Origin of the sequence: Paenibacillus sp. ISL-20 (assembly GCF_018613005.1) — a bacterium.
Taxonomy (GTDB): Bacteria; Bacillota; Bacilli; order Paenibacillales; family Paenibacillaceae; genus Paenibacillus_AQ.
In genome coordinates this window covers 41,806-61,606 of sequence record NZ_JAGGRD010000063.1, presented here as the reverse complement: position 1 = coordinate 61,606, position 19,801 = coordinate 41,806, and the positions used below count along the sequence as shown (strand labels likewise).

20 protein-coding genes are annotated in these 19,801 nt (G+C 51.3%); 14 read left to right on the top strand and 6 right to left on the bottom strand.

The window, feature by feature from the left end; translation table 11 throughout:
* The first annotated feature begins 682 nt into the window (after nt 1-682).
* The gene (gene tkt, locus J7E85_RS29155) at nt 683-2,704 is read left to right on the top strand and encodes a transketolase (RefSeq protein WP_215163422.1); all 2,022 of its coding nucleotides are present in this window, start codon (nt 683-685) and stop codon (nt 2,702-2,704) included.
* 100 nt (nt 2,705-2,804) lie between these two features.
* Nucleotides 2,805-3,122 (top strand): pyrimidine/purine nucleoside phosphorylase, encoded by a 318-nt coding sequence (gene ppnP / locus J7E85_RS29150; protein ID WP_076324632.1) that lies wholly within the window; start codon nt 2,805-2,807, stop codon nt 3,120-3,122.
* 131 nt (nt 3,123-3,253) lie between these two features.
* Here ppnP and J7E85_RS29145 read toward each other — a convergent pair whose 3' ends face one another.
* Both J7E85_RS29145 and J7E85_RS29140 read right to left on the bottom strand, forming a co-directional pair.
* On the bottom strand, nt 3,254-4,177 hold the full coding sequence (locus J7E85_RS29145; RefSeq protein WP_215163420.1) for a stalk domain-containing protein: 924 nt from the start codon (nt 4,175-4,177) through the stop codon (nt 3,254-3,256).
* A gap of 165 nt (nt 4,178-4,342) precedes the next feature.
* On the bottom strand, nt 4,343-5,239 hold the full coding sequence (locus J7E85_RS29140; RefSeq protein ID WP_213643397.1) for an NAD(P)-dependent oxidoreductase: 897 nt from the start codon (nt 5,237-5,239) through the stop codon (nt 4,343-4,345).
* A 196-nt stretch (nt 5,240-5,435) separates the two neighbouring features.
* On the opposite strand from J7E85_RS29140, the gene J7E85_RS29135 reads away from it, so the two are divergent.
* The 3 genes from J7E85_RS29135 (at nt 5,436) to J7E85_RS29125 (ending at nt 8,130) form a co-directional block, all read left to right on the top strand.
* Nucleotides 5,436-6,791, top strand: coding sequence for a glucose-6-phosphate isomerase (locus J7E85_RS29135; RefSeq protein ID WP_006212326.1), 1,356 nt, complete (start codon nt 5,436-5,438; stop codon nt 6,789-6,791).
* 106 nt (nt 6,792-6,897) lie between these two features.
* A complete protein-coding gene (locus J7E85_RS29130; protein WP_100539030.1) occupies nt 6,898-7,530 on the top strand; it encodes a YigZ family protein in 633 nt (210 codons plus the stop codon).
* A 6-nt stretch (nt 7,531-7,536) separates the two neighbouring features.
* Nucleotides 7,537-8,130, top strand: coding sequence for a TetR/AcrR family transcriptional regulator (locus tag J7E85_RS29125; RefSeq protein ID WP_076324627.1), 594 nt, complete (start codon nt 7,537-7,539; stop codon nt 8,128-8,130).
* Between the two features lie 180 nt (nt 8,131-8,310).
* Here J7E85_RS29125 and J7E85_RS29120 read toward each other — a convergent pair whose 3' ends face one another.
* On the bottom strand, nt 8,311-8,712 hold the full coding sequence (locus J7E85_RS29120; protein WP_215163418.1) for a secondary thiamine-phosphate synthase enzyme YjbQ: 402 nt from the start codon (nt 8,710-8,712) through the stop codon (nt 8,311-8,313).
* Nucleotides 8,713-9,011: 299 nt separating this feature from the next.
* On the opposite strand from J7E85_RS29120, the gene cysT reads away from it, so the two are divergent.
* Genes cysT through J7E85_RS29100 form a run of 4 tightly spaced genes read left to right on the top strand, consistent with a single transcriptional unit; the run spans nt 9,012 to nt 12,781 of the window.
* A complete protein-coding gene (cysT, locus tag J7E85_RS29115) occupies nt 9,012-9,827 on the top strand; it encodes a sulfate ABC transporter permease subunit CysT (RefSeq protein ID WP_215163415.1) in 816 nt (271 codons plus the stop codon).
* The gene (locus tag J7E85_RS29110) at nt 9,824-10,621 is read left to right on the top strand and encodes a sulfate ABC transporter permease subunit (RefSeq protein WP_215163413.1); all 798 of its coding nucleotides are present in this window, start codon (nt 9,824-9,826) and stop codon (nt 10,619-10,621) included. Before cysT ends, J7E85_RS29110 begins: the two co-directional genes overlap by 4 nt.
* A gap of 1 nt (nt 10,622) precedes the next feature.
* On the top strand, nt 10,623-11,687 hold the full coding sequence (locus J7E85_RS29105; protein WP_213643401.1) for a sulfate/molybdate ABC transporter ATP-binding protein: 1,065 nt from the start codon (nt 10,623-10,625) through the stop codon (nt 11,685-11,687).
* A gap of 35 nt (nt 11,688-11,722) precedes the next feature.
* Nucleotides 11,723-12,781, top strand: coding sequence for a sulfate ABC transporter substrate-binding protein (locus J7E85_RS29100; protein WP_215163411.1), 1,059 nt, complete (start codon nt 11,723-11,725; stop codon nt 12,779-12,781).
* A gap of 224 nt (nt 12,782-13,005) precedes the next feature.
* Here J7E85_RS29100 and J7E85_RS29095 read toward each other — a convergent pair whose 3' ends face one another.
* A complete protein-coding gene (locus J7E85_RS29095) occupies nt 13,006-13,572 on the bottom strand; it encodes a GNAT family N-acetyltransferase (protein WP_215163409.1) in 567 nt (188 codons plus the stop codon).
* 190 nt (nt 13,573-13,762) lie between these two features.
* Between J7E85_RS29095 and J7E85_RS29090 the strand changes: the two genes are divergently transcribed.
* The 4 genes from J7E85_RS29090 to J7E85_RS29075 all read left to right on the top strand — a co-directional run bounded on the left by J7E85_RS29090 (nt 13,763) and on the right by J7E85_RS29075 (nt 17,350).
* Entirely contained in the window at nt 13,763-15,040 is a 1,278-nt protein-coding gene (locus J7E85_RS29090; protein WP_215163408.1) for a serpin family protein, read from the top strand.
* Between the two features lie 112 nt (nt 15,041-15,152).
* Nucleotides 15,153-16,181, top strand: coding sequence for a TIR domain-containing protein (locus J7E85_RS29085; protein WP_215163427.1), 1,029 nt, complete (start codon nt 15,153-15,155; stop codon nt 16,179-16,181).
* On the top strand, nt 16,178-16,414 hold the full coding sequence (locus J7E85_RS29080) for a hypothetical protein (protein ID WP_215163405.1): 237 nt from the start codon (nt 16,178-16,180) through the stop codon (nt 16,412-16,414). Before J7E85_RS29085 ends, J7E85_RS29080 begins: the two co-directional genes overlap by 4 nt.
* Before the next feature lie 156 nt (nt 16,415-16,570).
* Nucleotides 16,571-17,350 carry an MBL fold metallo-hydrolase gene (locus J7E85_RS29075; RefSeq protein WP_215163404.1) on the top strand — a complete coding sequence of 260 codons (780 nt, stop codon included), beginning with the start codon at nt 16,571-16,573 and terminating at the stop codon, nt 17,348-17,350.
* Nucleotides 17,351-17,450: 100 nt separating this feature from the next.
* On the opposite strand, the gene J7E85_RS29070 is transcribed toward J7E85_RS29075, so the two are convergent.
* A complete protein-coding gene (locus J7E85_RS29070; protein ID WP_251036128.1) occupies nt 17,451-17,858 on the bottom strand; it encodes a GNAT family N-acetyltransferase in 408 nt (135 codons plus the stop codon).
* Between the two features lie 222 nt (nt 17,859-18,080).
* Between J7E85_RS29070 and J7E85_RS29065 the strand changes: the two genes are divergently transcribed.
* Entirely contained in the window at nt 18,081-18,842 is a 762-nt protein-coding gene (locus tag J7E85_RS29065) for a TioE family transcriptional regulator (protein ID WP_215163401.1), read from the top strand.
* A gap of 134 nt (nt 18,843-18,976) precedes the next feature.
* Here J7E85_RS29065 and J7E85_RS29060 read toward each other — a convergent pair whose 3' ends face one another.
* Nucleotides 18,977-19,783 (bottom strand): Cof-type HAD-IIB family hydrolase, encoded by an 807-nt coding sequence (locus J7E85_RS29060; RefSeq protein WP_215163395.1) that lies wholly within the window; start codon nt 19,781-19,783, stop codon nt 18,977-18,979.
* Nucleotides 19,784-19,801: the final 18 nt, after the last annotated feature.

Here is a 19,801-nt window from a genome sequence, read left to right as displayed (position 1 = left end):
TAATGCTTTTTTTTTTTATCAAAACAAAAGACGCAATACGAGTTCCCTCTACGTCTGGTGGGCTCACCCGGCGCAGCCCCGCCGGAGGCGCGCGGTTCGCAGCGGGCGAATGCCCCGCTGCGGGAAGAGCGGCCGGCCCAGGCGAAGCCGGCCGCAAGCCAGGGCGCGCGCAAGGGAAGCGCGCCCACGCCGCCTCCCCCGCCGCCGCAGGCGCAGGGGGACGGCCAAGGCCGGCCCGAGGGAACCGGGCCGGCTCCGGAAGGAGGCTCCTCCATGGATCGCCTCCTCAAAGCCAAAAAACGCGGCACGCGCTGATGTGCCGCCTCAAGCTTCGGCCTAAGCTGTCTAATGTACAGCTTAGGCCGAAGCGTTTTCATTTGTCGAGTGAAGTAACTTTTTCCATACCGCCGATGTCATAAAATCGTTTAACGGATGTCAAATCGGGTTATAACCGGACTATTAAGGGAAATAATGCAAGGGGGATGTCGCTCTCCCTGACGGCCTTTACACAACTTTGACAATTACGTTATGGAAATGAAAGACGTGTGGTGATACAATAAGAGTCAAAATGATATTCTCAACATTCCTAACTGCTCTAATACCATGTGGATTGGGGCTGGAAGGACGTAAGAAGCCTTCATTTTCGAAGCTTACTATGGAAAAGATTTGAGGAGGACGAATCATGACAACTGAACATAACCAAACGATCGACAATCTGTCCATCGCAACGATCCGGACATTGGCGATCGACGCGATCGAAAAAGCCAACTCCGGTCATCCGGGCATGCCGATGGGGTCTGCACCTATGGGCTACCAACTGTTCGCGAAGACGATGAACCATAACCCGGACCAGCCGGCGTGGATTAACCGCGACCGTTTTGTCTTGTCTGCAGGACATGGCTCCATGCTGCTCTACAGTCTGCTTCACCTGAGCGGTTATGACTTGTCCATTGAGGATCTGAAGCAGTTCCGTCAATGGGGAAGCAAAACCCCGGGTCACCCGGAATTCGGCCACACGGCCGGCGTTGATGCAACGACAGGTCCGCTTGGACAAGGCGTGGCTATGGCTGTAGGTATGGCAATGGCTGAAGCTCATTTGGGCGCGACTTACAATAAAGACAGCTTCAATGTGGTTGATCACTATACGTATGCGATTTGCGGCGACGGTGACATGATGGAGGGCGTGGCTTCCGAGGCAGCTTCCCTGGCAGGTCATTTGAAGCTTGGCAAATTGATCATGTTGTACGATTCCAACGATATCTCCCTTGACGGCGAGCTCAGCCTGGCATTCTCCGAGAACGTAGCGAAGCGCTTCGATGCTTATGGCTGGCAAGTGCTGCGCGTAGAAGACGGTAACGATTTGCCTGCGGTCGAGAAAGCGATCGAGGAAGCGAAAGCCGATACGAACCGTCCGACGCTGATCGAAGTGAAGACCGTCATTGGTTATGGCAGCCCGAACAAACAAGGTAAAGGCGGCCATGGCGGTACGCACGGTTCTCCGCTTGGAGCTGATGAAGCGAAGCTGACCAAGGATTTCTATAATTGGGTATATGAAGAGGACTTCTATGTGCCTGAGGAAGTGCGCGAGCATTTCGGCAAAGTGAAAGAGCGCGGCATTGCGGCTTATCAAGCTTGGGTTGATCAGTTTGCTAAATACAAAGAGGTTTACCCGGAACTGGCAGCGCAATTCGAGCGCGGCGAATCCGGTGAACTGGCTGCAGGATGGGATAAAGACCTTCCGAAATACAGCGCGGATGACAAAGCGGTTTCCACTCGCGTGGCTTCCGGTAAAGCGCTGAACGGGTTGACTGCAGGCGTACCGCAGCTGCTCGGCGGATCGGCTGACCTGGAAAGCTCCACGATGACTCACTTGAACGACCTGGCCTCTTTCACAGCGAACAGCTACGAAGGCCGTAACGTGTACTATGGTGTACGTGAATTCGCAATGGCCGGTGCCATGAACGGTATCGCTCTCCATGGCGGATTGAAGATTTTCGGCGGTACGTTCTTCGTATTTACGGATTATCTGCGTCCGGCTGTACGTTTGGCTGCGATCATGAAGCTGCCGGTTACGTATGTGCTGACTCATGACAGCATCGCTGTCGGTGAAGACGGTCCTACGCATGAACCGATTGAACAATTGGCTTCCCTGCGCATTATTCCAGGCCTGACGGTGATCCGTCCTGCGGATGCCAACGAAACTTCCGCGGCATGGGCTTATGCGGTTGAGAACACCGACCGTCCGGTAGCTTTGGTGCTGACTCGTCAGAATCTGCCGATCCTTCCAGGCACGGTGGATCATGCACGTGAAGGCATCAAACGTGGCGCTTATGTTGTTGCCGATGCGAAGGATGGCAACGTGCAAGCTCAAATCATTGCAACGGGTTCTGAGGTTCAGCTTGCCGTTAAAGCGCAAGCAGCATTGGCCGAAGAAGGCATCGCCGTACGCGTCATCAGCATGCCGAGCTGGGATCTGTTCGACAGCCAGGATCAGGCATACAAAGATTCCGTGCTGCTTCCTGACGTAAAAGCCCGTCTGGCTATTGAAATGGCTCATCCGTTCGGCTGGGAGCGTTATGTCGGAGACAAAGGCGACATCCTAGGCATCAACACATTTGGCGCTTCGGCTCCTGGCGACCGCGTCATTGCCGAGTACGGATTTACCGTTGATAACGTGGTTAGCCGCGTAAAAGGCTTGCTGTAATCCAACGGATCTAACTCCATATTGATTTTCCGGCACCCGCATGATGCGGGTGCCGTCCATATATCAAGCCATACTTATGTTGGAGGAGGAGAGTTTGTCAATGTCACAATTTAAGAATGCTACCGTTACAAAGGCAGCCAACGTTTACTATGAGGGGAAGGTAACCAGCCGTACGGTGCTGCTGGACAGTGGCGAGAAGGTAACGCTCGGCATCATGCTTCCGGGAAGCTATGAATTCGGCACGGATGGCCCTGAGATTATGGAAATTTTGTCGGGCGATTTGCGTGTCCTGCTGCCCGGTGAGCAGGAGTGGTTAGAGATTCAAGGGGCCGCGACCTTTAACGTTCCGGGCAATTCAAGCTTTAAGCTGGAAATCCGCACCGTTACGGATTATTGCTGCTCTTATCCGACCATGTAATAAATTAAATGCTGCATGTGATTTCGTGTCCGTAAATGCACAACAAAAAGGCTCAAAGCCGTTGGCTTTGAACCCTTATTGTCAATGCCGGATATCAACGCATGCCGTTAACGGTGGTTGTTATAATGGACTCATTCTTCCGGAATCGGCACGATCTCGCCTTTGTAGCCTGGTGAGTGGTTATCAAGCTCTACGTATCCTTCGCCCCATTCCTTGCCGCGGTCGAGCAGTCGGTAGCTGGTGACGCCGGAAGGATAACGGAATGCGAATTCGGCTACAGTCCAGTTCCTGGCATCCGGCTGCTTACCGATCTCTGCTTGAATCGGGGGCAGGAAGAACAGGTTCTGATTCGCAGCCGCTTTGGCGGAGTAGTCCAGCTTGCCTTGCCATTTCAAGTATTTGACGCCACCCTGGATCTCGTAATATTCAGCGATGTCGTTATCGACCAGGAAGAAGCGATTGGAGTTGCCTTTTGGAAAATAATAATTCACGCCTTGCATTTCCACAGGGAGCATTTCCAGCTCAGGTTTCTGCTGGGATGAATAAGGCAGCTTGGCTGCAGCATTCCGGGCGGTGGCCAGATCGGAGCTCTTTAAGTCAGCAAGCATAACGGCATCTGCTTTATTGATATAAGCCGTCTTTAGAGAACCATTCCAGTCGATGTCGGCATCAAAAGCTTGGGCTACGGCCCTCAGGGGAATCATGGTCTTGCCTTTATGGAGCAGCGGGGCTGCAGGCAGCGTCTTCTGAACTCCGTTCACTTCCATGCGGGTGCTACCCGCCGTGAGAATCACCGTTCGGTGGTCACCCTGAATCGTTACCTGTTTCTTGCTGTTGTCGTACTTCATGACATAGTTACCCAGAGGCTTGAGATCGGTTAGGGTAACAAAGGTGGAGCCCTGCTTAATCAGCACTTCACCGCTCGCGGTCACATTGTTAATCGAAGCGGTTGGTTTGGCTGCAGCAGAAGCCGGTGATACAGCTGTTACCGAAGATAGTACAGTGGTTAATAGGGCAGCGGCTGTCACTGCTTTTAAACCTTTGGTCCATTTCATGTTGTATTTCCTCCCTTCGCATAGTAGACGAAATGAAATGCAAAAAGTTTCTTCTGGAAGTAAAATCATGAGAAGACCAAAAAAACTGGCTCCTTCTCCTGGTCCGGTTGATCCGGAACCAGTATAAAGGAGGCCAGTGTAAGGTAAAGCATGGCTTAGCTGGTATTATGGCTGCTGTTCGCCGATTTTCTGGCCGATCCAGGCTTCATAGCATTTCACTACAGCGGAAAGATCTTCTTCGCCATAGCCTTCGCTGGCACCGGTTTGAAACAGGCTCTTCGCCAGATTCAGCATAGGGGAAGGCATTCCGATGCCATCGGTGAGTGAAGAGGCCAGCTTAAGGTCCTTGAGCATGAGCGCAAGCGAGAACTGGTTGCTGAAATCGCCCTCGATGATTTTGCGTCCCTTCAGCTCTGCCGCTTTGCTGCCAGCTGATCCCAGCTGCACGAGCTCCAGGAAGTTGTCAGCGGGAATGCCTGACTTCGCGGCGATGGCGAAGCCTTCGGCAAGCGCCAGATTGTTAATGCCCACAATGGTATTATGCGCAAGCTTCGCGACAGCGCCGCTTCCGTTAGGTCCCATGTGGATGACTTTTTTGCCCAGGGTGTCAAATACGTCTGCATGGGCTTCGATGACCGCGGCATCGCCGCCAACCATGAAGACCAAGGTTCCATCAATCGCTGCAGGCTTGCTGCCGGTTACCGGGGCATCCAGGAAGGAAGCGCCGAGACCGGATACGGCGGAAGCAATTTCCTTGACAAGGCTCTCGGAGATCGTACTGCAGTCAATGACGGTCATCCCGCTCTTCAGGGAGCCAAGCAGACCGTTCTCTCCGTAGAATACATCGCGGATGGATTGGTCGTTGCTTACCATGGTAATAACAAGATCTTGTCCTTCAGCCGCTTCACGAGGCGTCTCCGCAATGGAGGCTCCCTGTTCGGCGAGCGGACGGCATTTTTCATGGGTGCGGTTATACACGGTCACATCGTAATCCTGCTTCAGCAGATTGGAGGCCATGGGAGCGCCCATGGTGCCCAGTCCAATAAACCCGATTTTTTTCATAGCTATATCACCTTCGATTATGGATTCCTGATCCACTCTATCTTAGCATGGGTTCCTGAAACGAAGCCAGCGTTTGTGAGGAATGGAAGCGGTAAGGTGATCCGCGCATGAAGAATAGATGACAGTTGGCCCGTGAAACTTGCGGTCTTTATTAAATTAAAGTATCCTATTTCTAAATTCACAGGAGGTTTAAGGCATGTCTAAAAAAATCAAGTTTGATTACAGTAAAGCATTGACTTTTGTCAATCAGCACGAAGTTGATTATTTCGCAGAGCCGATCCGCACAGCTCATGAACAGTTACATAACGGTACGGGAGCCGGCTCCGATTATCTGGGTTGGATCGACCTGCCGACGCAGTATGATAAAGAAGAATTCTCGCGCATCCAGAAAGCGGCTGCCAAAATTCAAAGCGATTCGGACGTTCTGATCGTTATCGGAATCGGAGGTTCCTACCTCGGGGCACGCGCTGCCATCGAAATGCTGTCGCATTCGTTCTATAATGAGCTGTCGAAGGACCAGCGCAAGACACCGGAAATCTACTTTGCGGGTAACAACATCAGCTCCACTTATGTGACTCACCTGCTTCAATTGATTGAAGGCAAAGACTTCTCTGTCAACGTCATCTCCAAATCCGGCACAACGACAGAGCCGGCTATCGCATTCCGTATTTTCCGTGCGGAGCTAGAGAAGAAATACGGCAAGGAAGAAGCTCGCAAGCGTATTTACGCTACAACGGATCAAGAGAAGGGCGCTCTCAAGAAGCTGGCTACCGAGGAAGGCTACGAGTCCTTTATCATCCCTGACGATGTGGGCGGACGTTATTCCGTGCTGACTGCGGTCGGTCTGCTTCCGATTGCTACGGCAGGCATCAACATTGAAGAAATGATGCAGGGCGCGGCTGACGCATCCAAGGAATACAGCAGCCCGAACGTAGCCGAGAACGAGGCTTACCAATATGCGGCGGTTCGTAATGCGCTTTACCGTAAAGGCAAAGGCATCGAGATCCTCGTGAACTACGAGCCTTCCCTGCATTTTGTATCGGAATGGTGGAAGCAGCTATATGGCGAGAGCGAAGGCAAGGATTACAAGGGCATCTATCCGGCTTCCGTCGATTTCTCTACCGATCTGCACTCCATGGGTCAATTTATCCAGGAAGGCAGCCGCAACATCTTCGAAACGGTCATTCAGGTTGAGAACGTATCCGAGCATATTACGATTGAATCGGATCCGGACGATCTGGACGGATTGAACTTCCTGACCGGGAAAACATTGGATTTTGTCAACAAAAAGGCCTTCCAAGGCACCATGCTGGCTCATACAGACGGACAAGTTCCGAATTTGATTGTGACAATTCCAGATTTCACTCCCTATTCGTTCGGATATCTGGTATACTTTTTCGAAAAGGCCTGCGGTATCAGCGGCTATCTGTTGGGTGTCAACCCGTTTGACCAACCGGGCGTAGAGGCGTACAAGAAAAATATGTTCGCATTGCTCGGCAAACCTGGGTATGAGAAAGAGAAGGCCGAATTGGAAGCTAGACTTTCCGAATAACCTGACACTTTCATTGGATTAGACGTAAGACGCTGAAGGAAGCAGTCCGCTGGCATATCGTTGCCGTGGACTGCTTTCTTGGCAATATAGAGGTGGTTGTAGTTTCATGCTGGATCGTTACAAAACGGTACGTCAGGCGGGCTCCAAAGAGATTGTCATCAAGAAATCGCGTTTCATCGGGCATGTGATGCCGGTTGAAACGGAAGAGGAAGCCGTCGCTTTTATTGAAGAGATCAAGAAAAAACATTGGAATGCTACGCATAATTGTTCCGCTTATATGATCGGCGAGCGGGATGAGATTCAGAAGCAATCGGATGACGGGGAACCGAGCGGAACGGCGGGTAAGCCGATTCTCGAGGTGATCCGCAATCAGGGGCGGAAGAATGTAGCCATTGTGGTCACGCGTTATTTTGGCGGCATTATGCTGGGTGCGGGCGGATTGATCCGGGCGTACACCGACGGAGCCGTAGCTGCGATTGAGTCAGGCGAACCGATTACAAGGGTTCTGCATCGGGAGATTTTCGTGGAGCTGGATTATACCTGGCTGGGTAAGGTGGAGAACGAGCTTCGTAACCGGGGCGTTCGAATGGGAGAGACAAACTTTGCCGACACGGTAACCTTGACCTGCTTGCCGCTCGATGGTGATGCGGAGAGCTTTATGACTTGGATGGTGGATTTGACACAGGGGCAGTCCTTGATCACGGAGGGAGAGCGGCTTTATTTTATTGAAGGGGAATAAAATAATATGGCAAGAAGAGCTGTAGAACGCGAGTTGTCGAGAGAGCGGATACTGGAAGCAGCCAGGCATTTGTTCATAACCAAAGGATACAGGGCCATATCGATGCGAAGCATCGGGCAGCATCTGGGTTATAGCCATGGCTCCTTGTATTATCATTTTAAGGAAAAGGCGGAGCTTTTCTACGCCATTGTCATGAAGGACTTTAATGATCTAAATGATTTGCTGTTGGAAATCTCGGGAAAGCCTCCCTGTGACGGGGTATCGAAGCTGGAGCAGCTGATGCTGGAATTTGTTCGTTTCGGTCTGGATAATCCTTACCAGTACGAAATCATGTTCATGATTCGGGACGAAGAGCTGCTGTCCTACTGTCGCTCTGAGCAGGGACGCTGTTTTGAAATGTTTGCTATGCTGGTCCGTCAGTATTTGCTTGAGGAGAATTACAGTGAGGAAGAACGGCGAACCGTTCCGCTGACTTTGTTTTTGTCGCTGCATGGATTTATATCGTATTATATTCAGGACAGAATTGGTTTTGATGAGATTAAACCAGCCGCTCTTACCCATATCAAAGTGTTATGCCGGAGTCTGTACAGCAGGGTCTGATTTTGAAATGTTGCCAAGACGTGTAGTTTGATACTTCAATCCGTTACAACGATCTAGCGTTGAAACGTCAATCACCTAATGAATAAAACACAGACAGGTCCACGCCCCCTAGCATGTGCCTGTCTGCTTTTTGTGTTGTTATACATGTGCTGGCGTCAACATAAAATCTTATTTAAGGGATCATCCTTCCATGATCTTCACATGATATTGGCGCTGCCTCGGACCATCAAATTCACAGAAATAAATGCCCTGCCAACGTCCGAGAAGCAGGTGCCCGTTCTGAATGATCACGGTCTGGGAAGGGCCGCAGGTGATCGATTTCAGGTGGGAAGCGGTGTTGCCCTCCGCATGGCGATACTTGGGATGATTCCATGGATAGACTTCATCCAGCGACATCAGGACGTCCCGTTTCACATCAGGATCCGCATTCTCATTGATGGCAACCCCCGCCGTCGTATGCGGGCAATAGATCAGCACCGTTCCCTGCTGGACCCCGCTTTGTTTCACGTAGGAGTGGATCTCCCTTGTAATATCCCTCATCTCATCGCGGCCTTGCGTATCTAATTCACCGGTATACAGCATGTACAATACCTCCTCATTTTTTAAGAGATAAGAAAGTATAAACATCCGAGGCTTAGCATCCTTATCTCGCAAGAAAAACTTCCGCTAAATACGGTCTGTCTACTGAGAAAGTACGTCGATAGACGTTTTTCTTACCATTTCTATTATTTTACCCGATAAAGTGCAAAAGATGGATTGACGATGGGATTCAGCTTTTGGTAAAGTATGTGTAAAGAAAACCAAGTATACAAATAGGAAATATAAAGATGGTTTGTGAAAGTGTCGACCGGGATGCCATCCGGAGGCGGGAGGGATACGATATGACAACATGGATTCGTCATAAAGGTTGGACTTGGGGTTTTCGAAGTACCGTACTGCTTTATTTTCTTGCCTTGATCGTACTGCCGATCTTTGGGGTATATGTGCAATCATTCTCTGCAGGATGGAGTCATTTTACGGAGAGCATTATGGATCCGATAGCGTGGAAGGCTGTGCTGCTTACCATCAAGCTGGGCGTCATCTCTACTTTCATCAACGTGCTTATCGGAACGATGATTGCATGGGTGCTCATACGTTATAAGTTTCCGGGAAGGACGCTGCTGAACAGTCTGGTCGACCTGCCCTTTGCGCTGCCGACAGCCGTAGGCGGTCTGATGATATTGCTGCTGCTGGGCCCCGGGAGCTTTCTCGGTGGCATGGCAGAGAAATTGGGTTTTGAAATTGTGTTCCACCAGCCCGCGATTGTGATAGCGATGATGTTTGTCACGTTTCCGTTTGTCATCCGGGCGGTTCAGCCGCTGCTGGAGGAGCTCGACCCGCTGGAGGAAGAAGCGGCATATACGATGGGAGCTTCCAGGACGAGAACCTTTTTTAAAGTCATCCTGCCGTCGATGCTCCCAGGGATTATAAGCGGAGGCATGCTGGCATTCTCAAGAGCATTGGCCGAATTCGGGGCCGTTGTCTTGGTGGCCGGCAACATTCCGGGAAGAACGCTGATTGCATCGGTTTTTATTTTTGGTGAGGTCGAGAGCGATAATCCCGCGGGGGCAGCTGCCGTATCTATTCTGCTTCTTACCCTCTCTTTCATCATCCTCTGGGTGATCAATGCCGTACAGCAGAGGGGGAGACGAGTTTGAGACGTTTGTGGATCGGACTTACGTATGCCGTATTTATCATTCTGCTAATCATCCCCCTGTCCCGAATTGCGATCGGTGCGTTTGATAAAGGGCTGAATGGGTTTGCTGAAGGTCTGTTCAGGCCGGAAGCCCTGCATGCCCTGATGATGACGGGGCTTATTGTGGTATTCGTTACGTTCTTTAATACGTTATTTGGCATCATGATGGCGTTGTACCTGGTACGGGCGAATTGGCTTAGCCGCAGGATCAAAGGCATTCTGAACAGCATTGTCGATCTGCCTTATGCGGTATCGCCGGTCATTGGCGGTTTGATGATTGTCCTGCTGCTCGGACCTGACAGCATCATGGGCGGTTTTTTTGAAGGGATCGGGTTTAAGGTGGTGTATGCTTTCCCAGGCATGGTGATCGCGACACTCTTCGTCACGTTTCCGCTCATGGTTCGCGAGGTCATGCCTGTCCTGCAGGAAATTGGGAATGATCAGGAACAAGCGGCAGCGACGCTAGGGGCTTACGGATGGACAACGTTCCGAAAGGTAACATGGCCTTCTATCCGATGGGCTGTCGTATATGGCCTGGTGCTCACGGTAGCCCGTTCATTGGGCGAGTTCGGTGCAGTGCTGGTGGTGTCCGGCAATATCATGAACAAAACTCAGACGGCGACGACGCTTGTATACCAGGATGTGGAGAATTTTAACGTGGCTGCGGCGAATGGCGTCGCATTGGTATTGGCTGCCTTCTCGGTAGGACTCTTGCTGCTGATGGAATGGGCCAAAAAAAGAAAGGATGTGCATTGATATGCATGTGGAAGTTCGCGATCTGAACAAGCATTTCGGTACGTTTCATGCCGTCAAGGATGTCAGCTTCGAGATTGAGAAGGGACATCTGATTGGACTTCTGGGGCCCAGCGGAGGCGGTAAAACCTCTATCCTGCGCATGCTGGCGGGGCTTGAGAATCCGGACTCCGGGCAAATCTCCTTTCATGGCCAAGTGGTCAATGATCTGCCGCCGCAGGAGCGCGGAATCGGCTTTGTGTTCCAGAACTATGCCTTGTTTAAACATATGACCGTGTTTGATAACATCGCTTTCGGCTTGAAGGTGAAGAAGACTCCCAAAGCCATCATCAAGGACCGGGTGATGGAATTGGTGGAGCTGACCGGTTTAACAGGTTTCGAGAGCCGCTATCCGCACCAGTTATCCGGTGGACAGCGTCAGCGTGTAGCCTTTGCCAGAGCGCTGGCGCCCGAACCGCAGCTGCTCTTATTGGATGAACCGTTCGCTGCCATCGATGCGAAGATCCGTCAGGAGCTGCGCTCCTGGCTTCGTGAGCTGATCGAACGGGTCGGCATTACGTCGATTTTTGTTACACATGACCAGGATGAGGCGATTGAAGTCGCGGACGAAATTATGATTATTAATCAGGGGCGCGTTGAGCAGAAGGGAACGCCTTGGGATATTTACAAGGAGCCGAAGACGCCGTTCGTTGCTTCGTTCATAGGTGAGTCCACCGTGATTTCGAGCGCAGCCGAGCTGAAGGGATTTGAGGCAGCGTCTAACAAGAATGCGACGCGTGCGCTGATTCGCCCGGAATATATCGAGATTGGAAGCAAGCATGATTTCAGCGTGCTGTCCGCAACGGAGACGGGGATCGTCCGTCATCTGCATTTCCGCGGCAGCGAATGGCTGGTGGAGGTAGAGGTTAAGGGACATAAGCTGATCACCTATCGTTCACTGGAGAAGGAAACGCTGCATCCGGGTCAAGAGGTCCGCGTCCTCGTTCACCGGGCTTACCTCTTTAATGAGGATCACAGCTGGATCGAGGAGAATCGACTGAAGGTCGACCCGATGCCAATTATGATCTGATGGTTCTAAATATCCGAAGGGAAGTGGATTCATTCATGCGGATCTTGAATATGAAACGCACCTCATTCCTGCTGGTTGGCATGGCCCTTCTCTTCAGTTTTGTTATGGCAGGATGCGCGAGTGACCCGCCCGATAGCGAAGTAGTAATAACCCCAGCCGGAGAGAGAACGATCGTTCTGGGCGCGTATAGCGTGGCCAGGGATGCCCTGTCCGAGATCATCCCTGCTTTTCAAGCGCAGTGGAAGGAACAGACGGGAGAAACGATTCGGTTTCAGGAATCCTACGAGGCTTCCGGAACTCAAGCTCGTGCCATCACGGGCGGATTTGAGGCCGACGTCACGCTGCTTGCCATGGAAGGGGATGTCGACAAGCTGGTCAGGGCAGGTCTTGTGGACCCGGAATGGAAATCCCAGCCGTATAACGGCATGGTGACACGATCGATTGTCGTTCTCGGCACGCGCGAGGGAAATCCGAAAGGGATACGGGATTTCGACGATCTGACCCGATCGGACGTCAAGGTGCTGTATCCGAACCCGAAGACCTCGGGCGGCGCCCAGTGGGACATTAACGCGATCTACGGCGCGGGGCTGAAACAATCCGAAGAGAACGGAAAGCGTGATCCTGCCCAAGCGAAAGCTTTCCTTGAAGCGGTTCACCGCAATGTGGAGTCGCTCGATAAAAGCGGGCGGGCTTCCATGGCGGCTTTTGAATACGGGGTCGGAGATGTGATCGTAACGTATGAGAACGAGCTGCTTGCCCGGATTGCCCAAGGCGTCCAGTATGATATCGTTGTGCCGCAGCATACGATGCTGATCGAGAATCCGGCTGCTGTCGTCAAACGTTTTGCTGAAAAGCACGGCACTCAGGATGTGTCGACCGCTTTTGTGGAGTACTTGCGCACACCGGAGGCGCAGAACATCTTCGTGAAATATGGGTTCCGTCCGGTTGAAGAATCGGTGTTTGAACAGACGAAGGATCGGTTTTTCAACCCGCCGGGGCTATTTGATATCGAGTATCTGGGTGGATGGGATGAGGTGCGCGAGACGCTGTATTCCAAGCGTGGAGTCTGGTATCAGGTGCTGGCCGGGCTATGATGCTTGATGGCAAACGGGGCGATTGGATGGGTTCATGAGGGATAGTTGTGTGTGGGTTGCGTTTCGTAAATGACCGTCGATCAAAAAAAGAGAGAAAGCGAGCCGTCCAGGATCTCCTGGCCGGCTCGCTTTATTGGTATTTATAGAACATTAGCAATCGTCTGAATGACGCCTCGTGTGCTGCAAGGATGCCACGTATACGGATTATACCGTGCAATCTTGCTCTATACGCGTGCTTTCCGAGCTTCCCATTCTTCGCGCAGAATGCCCATGCGAATGGAATCGTAGTAGACGCCCGCGTAATATCTGCACTTCCGCATGCGGCCTTCGAGTTGCATGCCGACCTTCTCCGCGCAGCGCATCATTCTCGGATTGCCGGACCAGGTGGTGATGCCGACACGGGCAATGGTGAGATTTTGAAACAGGCATTCAATCCACAGCGACAGCGCTTCGGTACCGTAGCCACCGCTCCAATGGCTCGGATCGTATATCAGGATTCCGGCTTCCAGCCAGCGTGAGGCTTCATGCTCCCAATAAAACGTGACGATGCCAATCGTCTTTCCCTCGGCTTCGATGAGCAGGTCATTCGGAAATTGATCGGTTTCGAAGTCGGCGTTCCACTGCGTTTCAAAAATTTCATAGGAAATCGGCTTGAGAGGGAAATAAGGAGCGTCGTATTTTTTCCATTCCGGATTCTTGGTGCCATAGATCAGATTATATAAAACCGGGGTATCCTCGGGTTTCCTGGATCTTAGCGTCACTTTGCTTCCTTCAAGGCGGATTTTTTGCATATGTAGAAATTCCTTTCGCTCTGTATTCTGTATACGCTGAAGTACGGTGCTGATTCCTCTACATTGTAACGGTGATGAAGTTGATTGCCAACTAAATTTGGATAAATGATCCTTTATATGAAACATTAGGTGACGTTATTCCGTCAATAGCAGATAGACAAAGAATCTGACATTGAAGGGGGACAAGGTTATGCGAAAAATAAAGATACTCACAGGCCTGTGCTTGCTTATTGGGCTTACCGCTTGCGCTCCGGGCAGCGAGATCCAATCGGGGGAACCGCAAGGCATTGAGCATAAGCAGCCCAAAGTGAAGGAATTGTCGGCTCAGGAACGCAAGGAGGTGTTGACCAAGATTGATACCGGCATGGTGGAAGCGCAGAATGATTTTGGCTTACGACTGCATCAAGCGTTATCGAATAACCCTGAGTACCCGAACGGTAATCTGATTATTTCTCCGTACAGCATTACGCAAGCTTTGGCACTGGCCTATAACGGGACAGCAGGCGGTACGGCCGCCGAGATGTCCGACGTACTTGGATGGAAGGGCATGAGTGTGGCCGATATCAACGGCGGGAACCGCCAGCTGCGATCATTGCTGGAGAACGGAGGAGGCGTCGTGCTGAATGTGGCGAATTCCGTGTGGCACCGGCCAGGTCTTAAGCTGAAGGAGGCCTATGTGGAAGCCGTAAAGGACAGTTATGGCGCGGAGGTCAGGGAGACCGACCTTAAGCAGGAGGAAGCGATGAATGAGATTAACCAGTGGGTTAATGACAAGACCAGCGGCATGATCCCTTCGATATATAATGAGCCGCCAGGCGGTGTTGCGGTCCTGATCAATGCCATTTATTTCAATGGAGGATGGACGGATGAATTTGATCCGGCGAATACCGTGGATGAAGAATTCACGCTATCTGACGGCACCACTCAAAAAGTCCCGATGATGAAGCGTGAAGGACGATATAGCTATAAAGAAGGGAAGTCCTGGCAGGCCATCCGCATTCCTTATGGAGATGGCCGCATGCATATGCTGGTCATCCTGCCGAAGGAATCCTCATCAATGGATAAGCTGCATCGGCAGCTGTGGAAGGATGCGTCCGTCTGGAAAGGCGATTACTCGTACGAGACGGTTCAGCTCGCTCTCCCCAAGTTCAAGGCGGAGCAGAGCTTCGAGCTTCCGGATGCCCTTAAGAGCCTTGGCATGGTCAAAGCGTTCGATACCGCCGAGGCTGATTTTAGCGAAATGGCCGAACAAGGGGATGGATTTTGGATCGATCATGTCACACACCGGACAATTGTCGATGTCAGCGAAAAAGGGACAGAGGCTGCAGCTGTGACAGCGGTGGGAATAACGGAAAGCGCCGAACCTACCGAGCCGATCGTCATGAATGTCGACCGCCCTTTTTTCTTTGCCATTGAAGATCGGGACACGGGTGCATGGTTATTTATGGGGTCTGTTTTGAAACCGTAGCATATACTATACCAACATGCGCCTGCTATAATTTTCACCCAAAAATAGGCAACTTTGTTATAATGGTCGAATAAGACTAAAATGTATAACAAAGGGAGAATAGGATGTGCCTATGACCATACCGAAGCCGAATTTATTCATAGGTTCTTCCAGAGAGGCCATCAAGTATGCAAGGGCGATCCACGAACAGATCAAACGATCCGCTCAAGTGACACCTTGGTACGGCGGAACGTTCGGGGCGAACATGTATACGATGGAAGCTTTGGAGAAACAGCTGGCGTCCAGTGATTTTGGTGTGTTCGTCTTTTCTCCGGATGATGTCGCACTCATTCGAGGCAAGCATGTATTTGTTACCCGCGACAACACGTTGTTCGAGATGGGGCTGTATTGGGGAAGGCTCGGACGGCGAAGGGTGTACTGCATCATCCCGGATCAGGTGGAGGCAGACAGCAGCTCCGTTCAAGACGTTATCGTTAAGGATTACCATCTACTCTCCGACCTGCAGGGCTTAACGCTGCTCGAATACGAACTGCGAAGCGATGACGATTACAAATCAGCGGTCGATGTCGCTTGCGGGCATATTCTGAGTGCGATCGAAACCGAAGGGTTCTACAACAACCCGAGCACCGTGATTGAGCAGAAGGATGCAGAGCTGAGGCGCAAGCAAAGCGTGCTGCATTTTTTCTGGGAATATAACCGAAATGTGCATGTAATTGATGAAGCGGAAAAATATCATGCACTGAGTGAAGCTGTCCGAAACTCCTTGCTCCCACCGGCTGCAGGGGATTTCAGGGTGACCGGCGCTGCGTTCTGGGGCCGAAGAGATGAAGGCATTGCCCAAATTGGGGGTAATGTAGGTAGAGGACGGTATTTCCCGTTCGATGGGAATAAGGAACATTCGCCAAGTAACCAGTCGATTTACGTGATAGATGTCTATAATAGTGGAAAATGGGCATTTTATCACGAAGAGGAAGTTGCGCAGGTGTATGTGTTCTGCTATCCTTTAGGTGTAAATCATGTATTGTCCGTGCATTTTACGGGACATGAGATTCTTACGGATGAAGATCTCGCGGAGGTTGTAGAACAGAATCGTGAGCTGCTTCGTACCATCAGGCATTTAGTTGGAGGGGATTCGTCGTGAGCAGGAATGAGAAGAAGAGAACGTCAGGTCATCCGCAGGGGTCCGCCAATAGCAGCAGCTGGGTGGTTCGGGGACCCGTACCGATGATGAGTACGCTGAAATCCCGGAAGCGCTCGGTTAGACGCCCAAGCAAGAATAGTGTATATGTTGGTCCTTCCGTGGAAGGTGTAGATAAGAAGTACGTCAAGGTCATCAGCGGAGCTGTTGACGATAATAAGCCCTCTTTTGCTTAGTGAATGGCTATGATACCGTATCTTTAGGCAGGAATGACGAAAGACCGTTCGGGATGATCCGGGCGGTCTTTGTTTTTTCTCCGTGCGCTTATACAATATAGGGACAAGGTTTGCGTAACCAAGAACGAATCGATAAACACAAATGGGGGATGTCATGTGAGCGGGGATACATTGACTTTTTTGGGAACGGGAGATGCCATGGGCGTTCCGCGGGTATATTGCGATTGTGAGGTATGCACGGAAGCTCGGAAAACGGGAATCAATCGGCGTTTGCGCTCTGCCGTGATGGTGGGGTGCGAAGAAACGACTTTCATGATCGATTGCGGCCCGGATTGGCGCTCTATGATGGAGGGGCTGGGAAAGCGGAAGATGAGTGATATGCTGATTACGCACGCCCATTTTGATCATATCGGCGGTCTTCCGGAATGGAGTGATGCCTGCAGATGGCAGAGGGAAAAAGGTCGGTTACACGCCCCTGCCGAGGTGCTGGAGCAGATTGTACGCCAGTATCCATGGCTTCCGCGCCAGATGGAGATGACGGCTGTGGACGATGGGATGACGCTTGGCGGCTGGGAGATTTCCTGCTGGAAGGTAAACCATGGACAGAACGGGTACTCCTACGCGTACCGGTTCCAGAAGGAAGGGTACACATGGGTATACAATTCAGACTCGATTAATCTGAGCCCTGCCGAAAAGGAACCGCTGAAGGGCGTGGATCTCCTGGTGCTGGGAACGAGCTTTGTTCATGAAACCGCCAAATTCGAGACGCGCTCCGTTTATGACATGAAGGAAGCGGCAGAGCTGCTCGCCGAGGTGAAGCCTCGCCAAACGGTGTATACCCATATGTCGCACGACGTCGACGTTCGGAATGAGCTGCCTCTTCCAGAGGGAGTCCGTGTGGCGATGGCGGGGATGACAGTAAAGCTGAGCAAGTGAAGAAAATTATGAGTTCTTGTGACTAGGAGTGCAAAAATGTAGCGGAAGCGATTTCGCAGCCCAGTGGGATGCCTTACACAGGTTTGAAGGCGCCGCTCTCTTACACAGACCTGGCTATGCCGTATCGATCAGGGTACAGCAGCTTGAAGCCGGCGTGTTGGTACAGCTTGATTCCGGGCACGTCCGTGATGACGGTGACCTCGGCTCCGCTTGGTGCTATTTTTTTCAGGCGAGCCAGCAGTTCGGACACGATCGTATCTTCAAGCCCTTGATCCCGATAGGAGGCCGCAACCATAATATCCACCAGTTGAAAATAGAAAGCGCCGTCGCCTACGACCCTTCCCATCCCGATCAGCCGGTCATGGCCGTCTCTGGCCAGAAGGGACAGCACACTGCGGTTTAGCGCTGTCTCTATGACCGAAATCTCAACCTCAGGCAGTCCTGCATCTACTCTTAGGTCCATGTATTCTTGATTCTGTGGAACATCCTCGGTTATGTGTACGTTCATCATAATCAGCCTCCGACTGTTAAGATAAGTTCAACTTGCCTCTACACCACTCAATATACAACATTGATGCAAGTGAGAAGATGTCTTGCAGCGAATCCAACCAAGCCGAGGGTGTTATCCCGCAAGCCTTCTCATAGCACTTTAATGTTTTAATTTAAGGTTTGCCAATGGCTTGCGATTCTGGTAAAGTAGGTTCTCAATCGTGATTGGGGAGGGAACGGCATGCATTACTACAAGCCGAAAGATATCGCCAAAGAGCTGCACATCAGCACGAGCGCTTTAAGGCATTATGAATCTTGGGGAGTGGTACCCCCTCCTGCCCGGAACGAGAAAGGCTATCGTTTATACACGCAAATGCATATGGCCTACTTCCGTTGTCTGCGTGCCATGTTTCCGGGCTTTGGTTACGCGGTGACTTATGATGTGATTGGCCACATTCAGAAGAGGGAGATGGATGAAGCTCTATGGGTCGTGAATGGAGAGCAGGTCAAACTGTTGCAGGAAAAAAACATTGCAGATGAGACGCTTGCCTTGCTTGAGAATCCCGAACTTAATATCATCAAGGACAAAAAGCTCAAAGCCCATATGACGATCGGCGAGGTCGCCGAGCTGACCAAGGTGGAGTCGTCCGCCATCCGTCATTGGGAGAAGGAAGGTTTGATCACCCCGGATCGAAACCCCGAGAATGGATATCGGCTGTACACCCCGTCGCAAGTCAGGCAGATTTTACTGATTCGCTCGCTAAGGCGGACCGTATATTACTTGGAGAGTATCAAGGAGATTATTCTGGCCGTGGAGCATCAGAGCATTGAGCACGCCCAAAAAATGGTTCGCGAAGCGTTATCCGTCATTCATAAGCGGAATCTGCAGCAATTCAACGGCATTCATAAATTGATGGAGCTGTGCATGGAGGTAGGCCTGCTGGAGTTTAATGATGCGGCACTTCTGAAGCCGATTCTAACGTTTAACCCGGACCGGGAATAACGGACAGGCGCAAGGCCTTTGCGACACCCCAGGTGACCGGTTAGGGAACGCAATGGCTGCGTTTTTTATGGACACAAACAAGCCCCCATGGATATCATGGAGGCTTGTTTGTGTAGATCTATTTGTCCCGTATATTAACCTTGGTTGAGCACGAATTTTTCAATGACATGCTTCACGCCGTCCTCGTTATTCCCGAGCGTAACGTAATCGGCAATCGCTTTAAGCGGCTCGATCGCATTGCCCATGGCGACGCCTAGACCGGCGGCTTCCAGCATCTCGTGATCGTTCCAGGAGTCGCCGACAGCGATGGTTTCCTTGAGATCGCAGCCGAAATGATCCGCAAGGAAGGTGAGGGCATGTCCCTTAGTGCCTTCCTTATGCATGAACTCCAGAAAATGCGGTTTGGATTTGGTAATATGCATGTCATCGCCCAGCAACTCACGGAATACAGGGATCAGTTCATCCAGATAGTCGGGATCGTCAATGATGAGCATTTTCGGGGTCTGTTTCTGAACCATCTTCATAAAATCAGGCTCGATATAATACGGCGTCCGGTTCAGGGCGCAGTAATCGATCAGCTTCTGATTCTCTTCACGGGCATACAGCTTGTCATCGATGTAGGTTTGCAGATGGAGATTGTGCTCTACGCAGTATTCATACAGCTTCACGGCTGCATCGACGGGTACGAAGCGTTCGTAGAGAACCTTCTCGTCGAGCAGATTTTTAATTAAGGCACCCTGGTAGGTGATAATGGGAACATTGAGTCCGGTTTGACGCGCAATTGCTTGAGCAGACGCATAGGCACGTCCGGTTGCCAGTGTCACAACGACACCGTGGGCTACGGCTTGCTCAAGCGCCTGCTGGACGCCGGGGGTTACTTCCTTATCGTCATTGATCAAGGTGTCATCAATGTCGATGGCCATCAATTTGTAAGTTGTCATGGGTATCTCTCCTTTGGA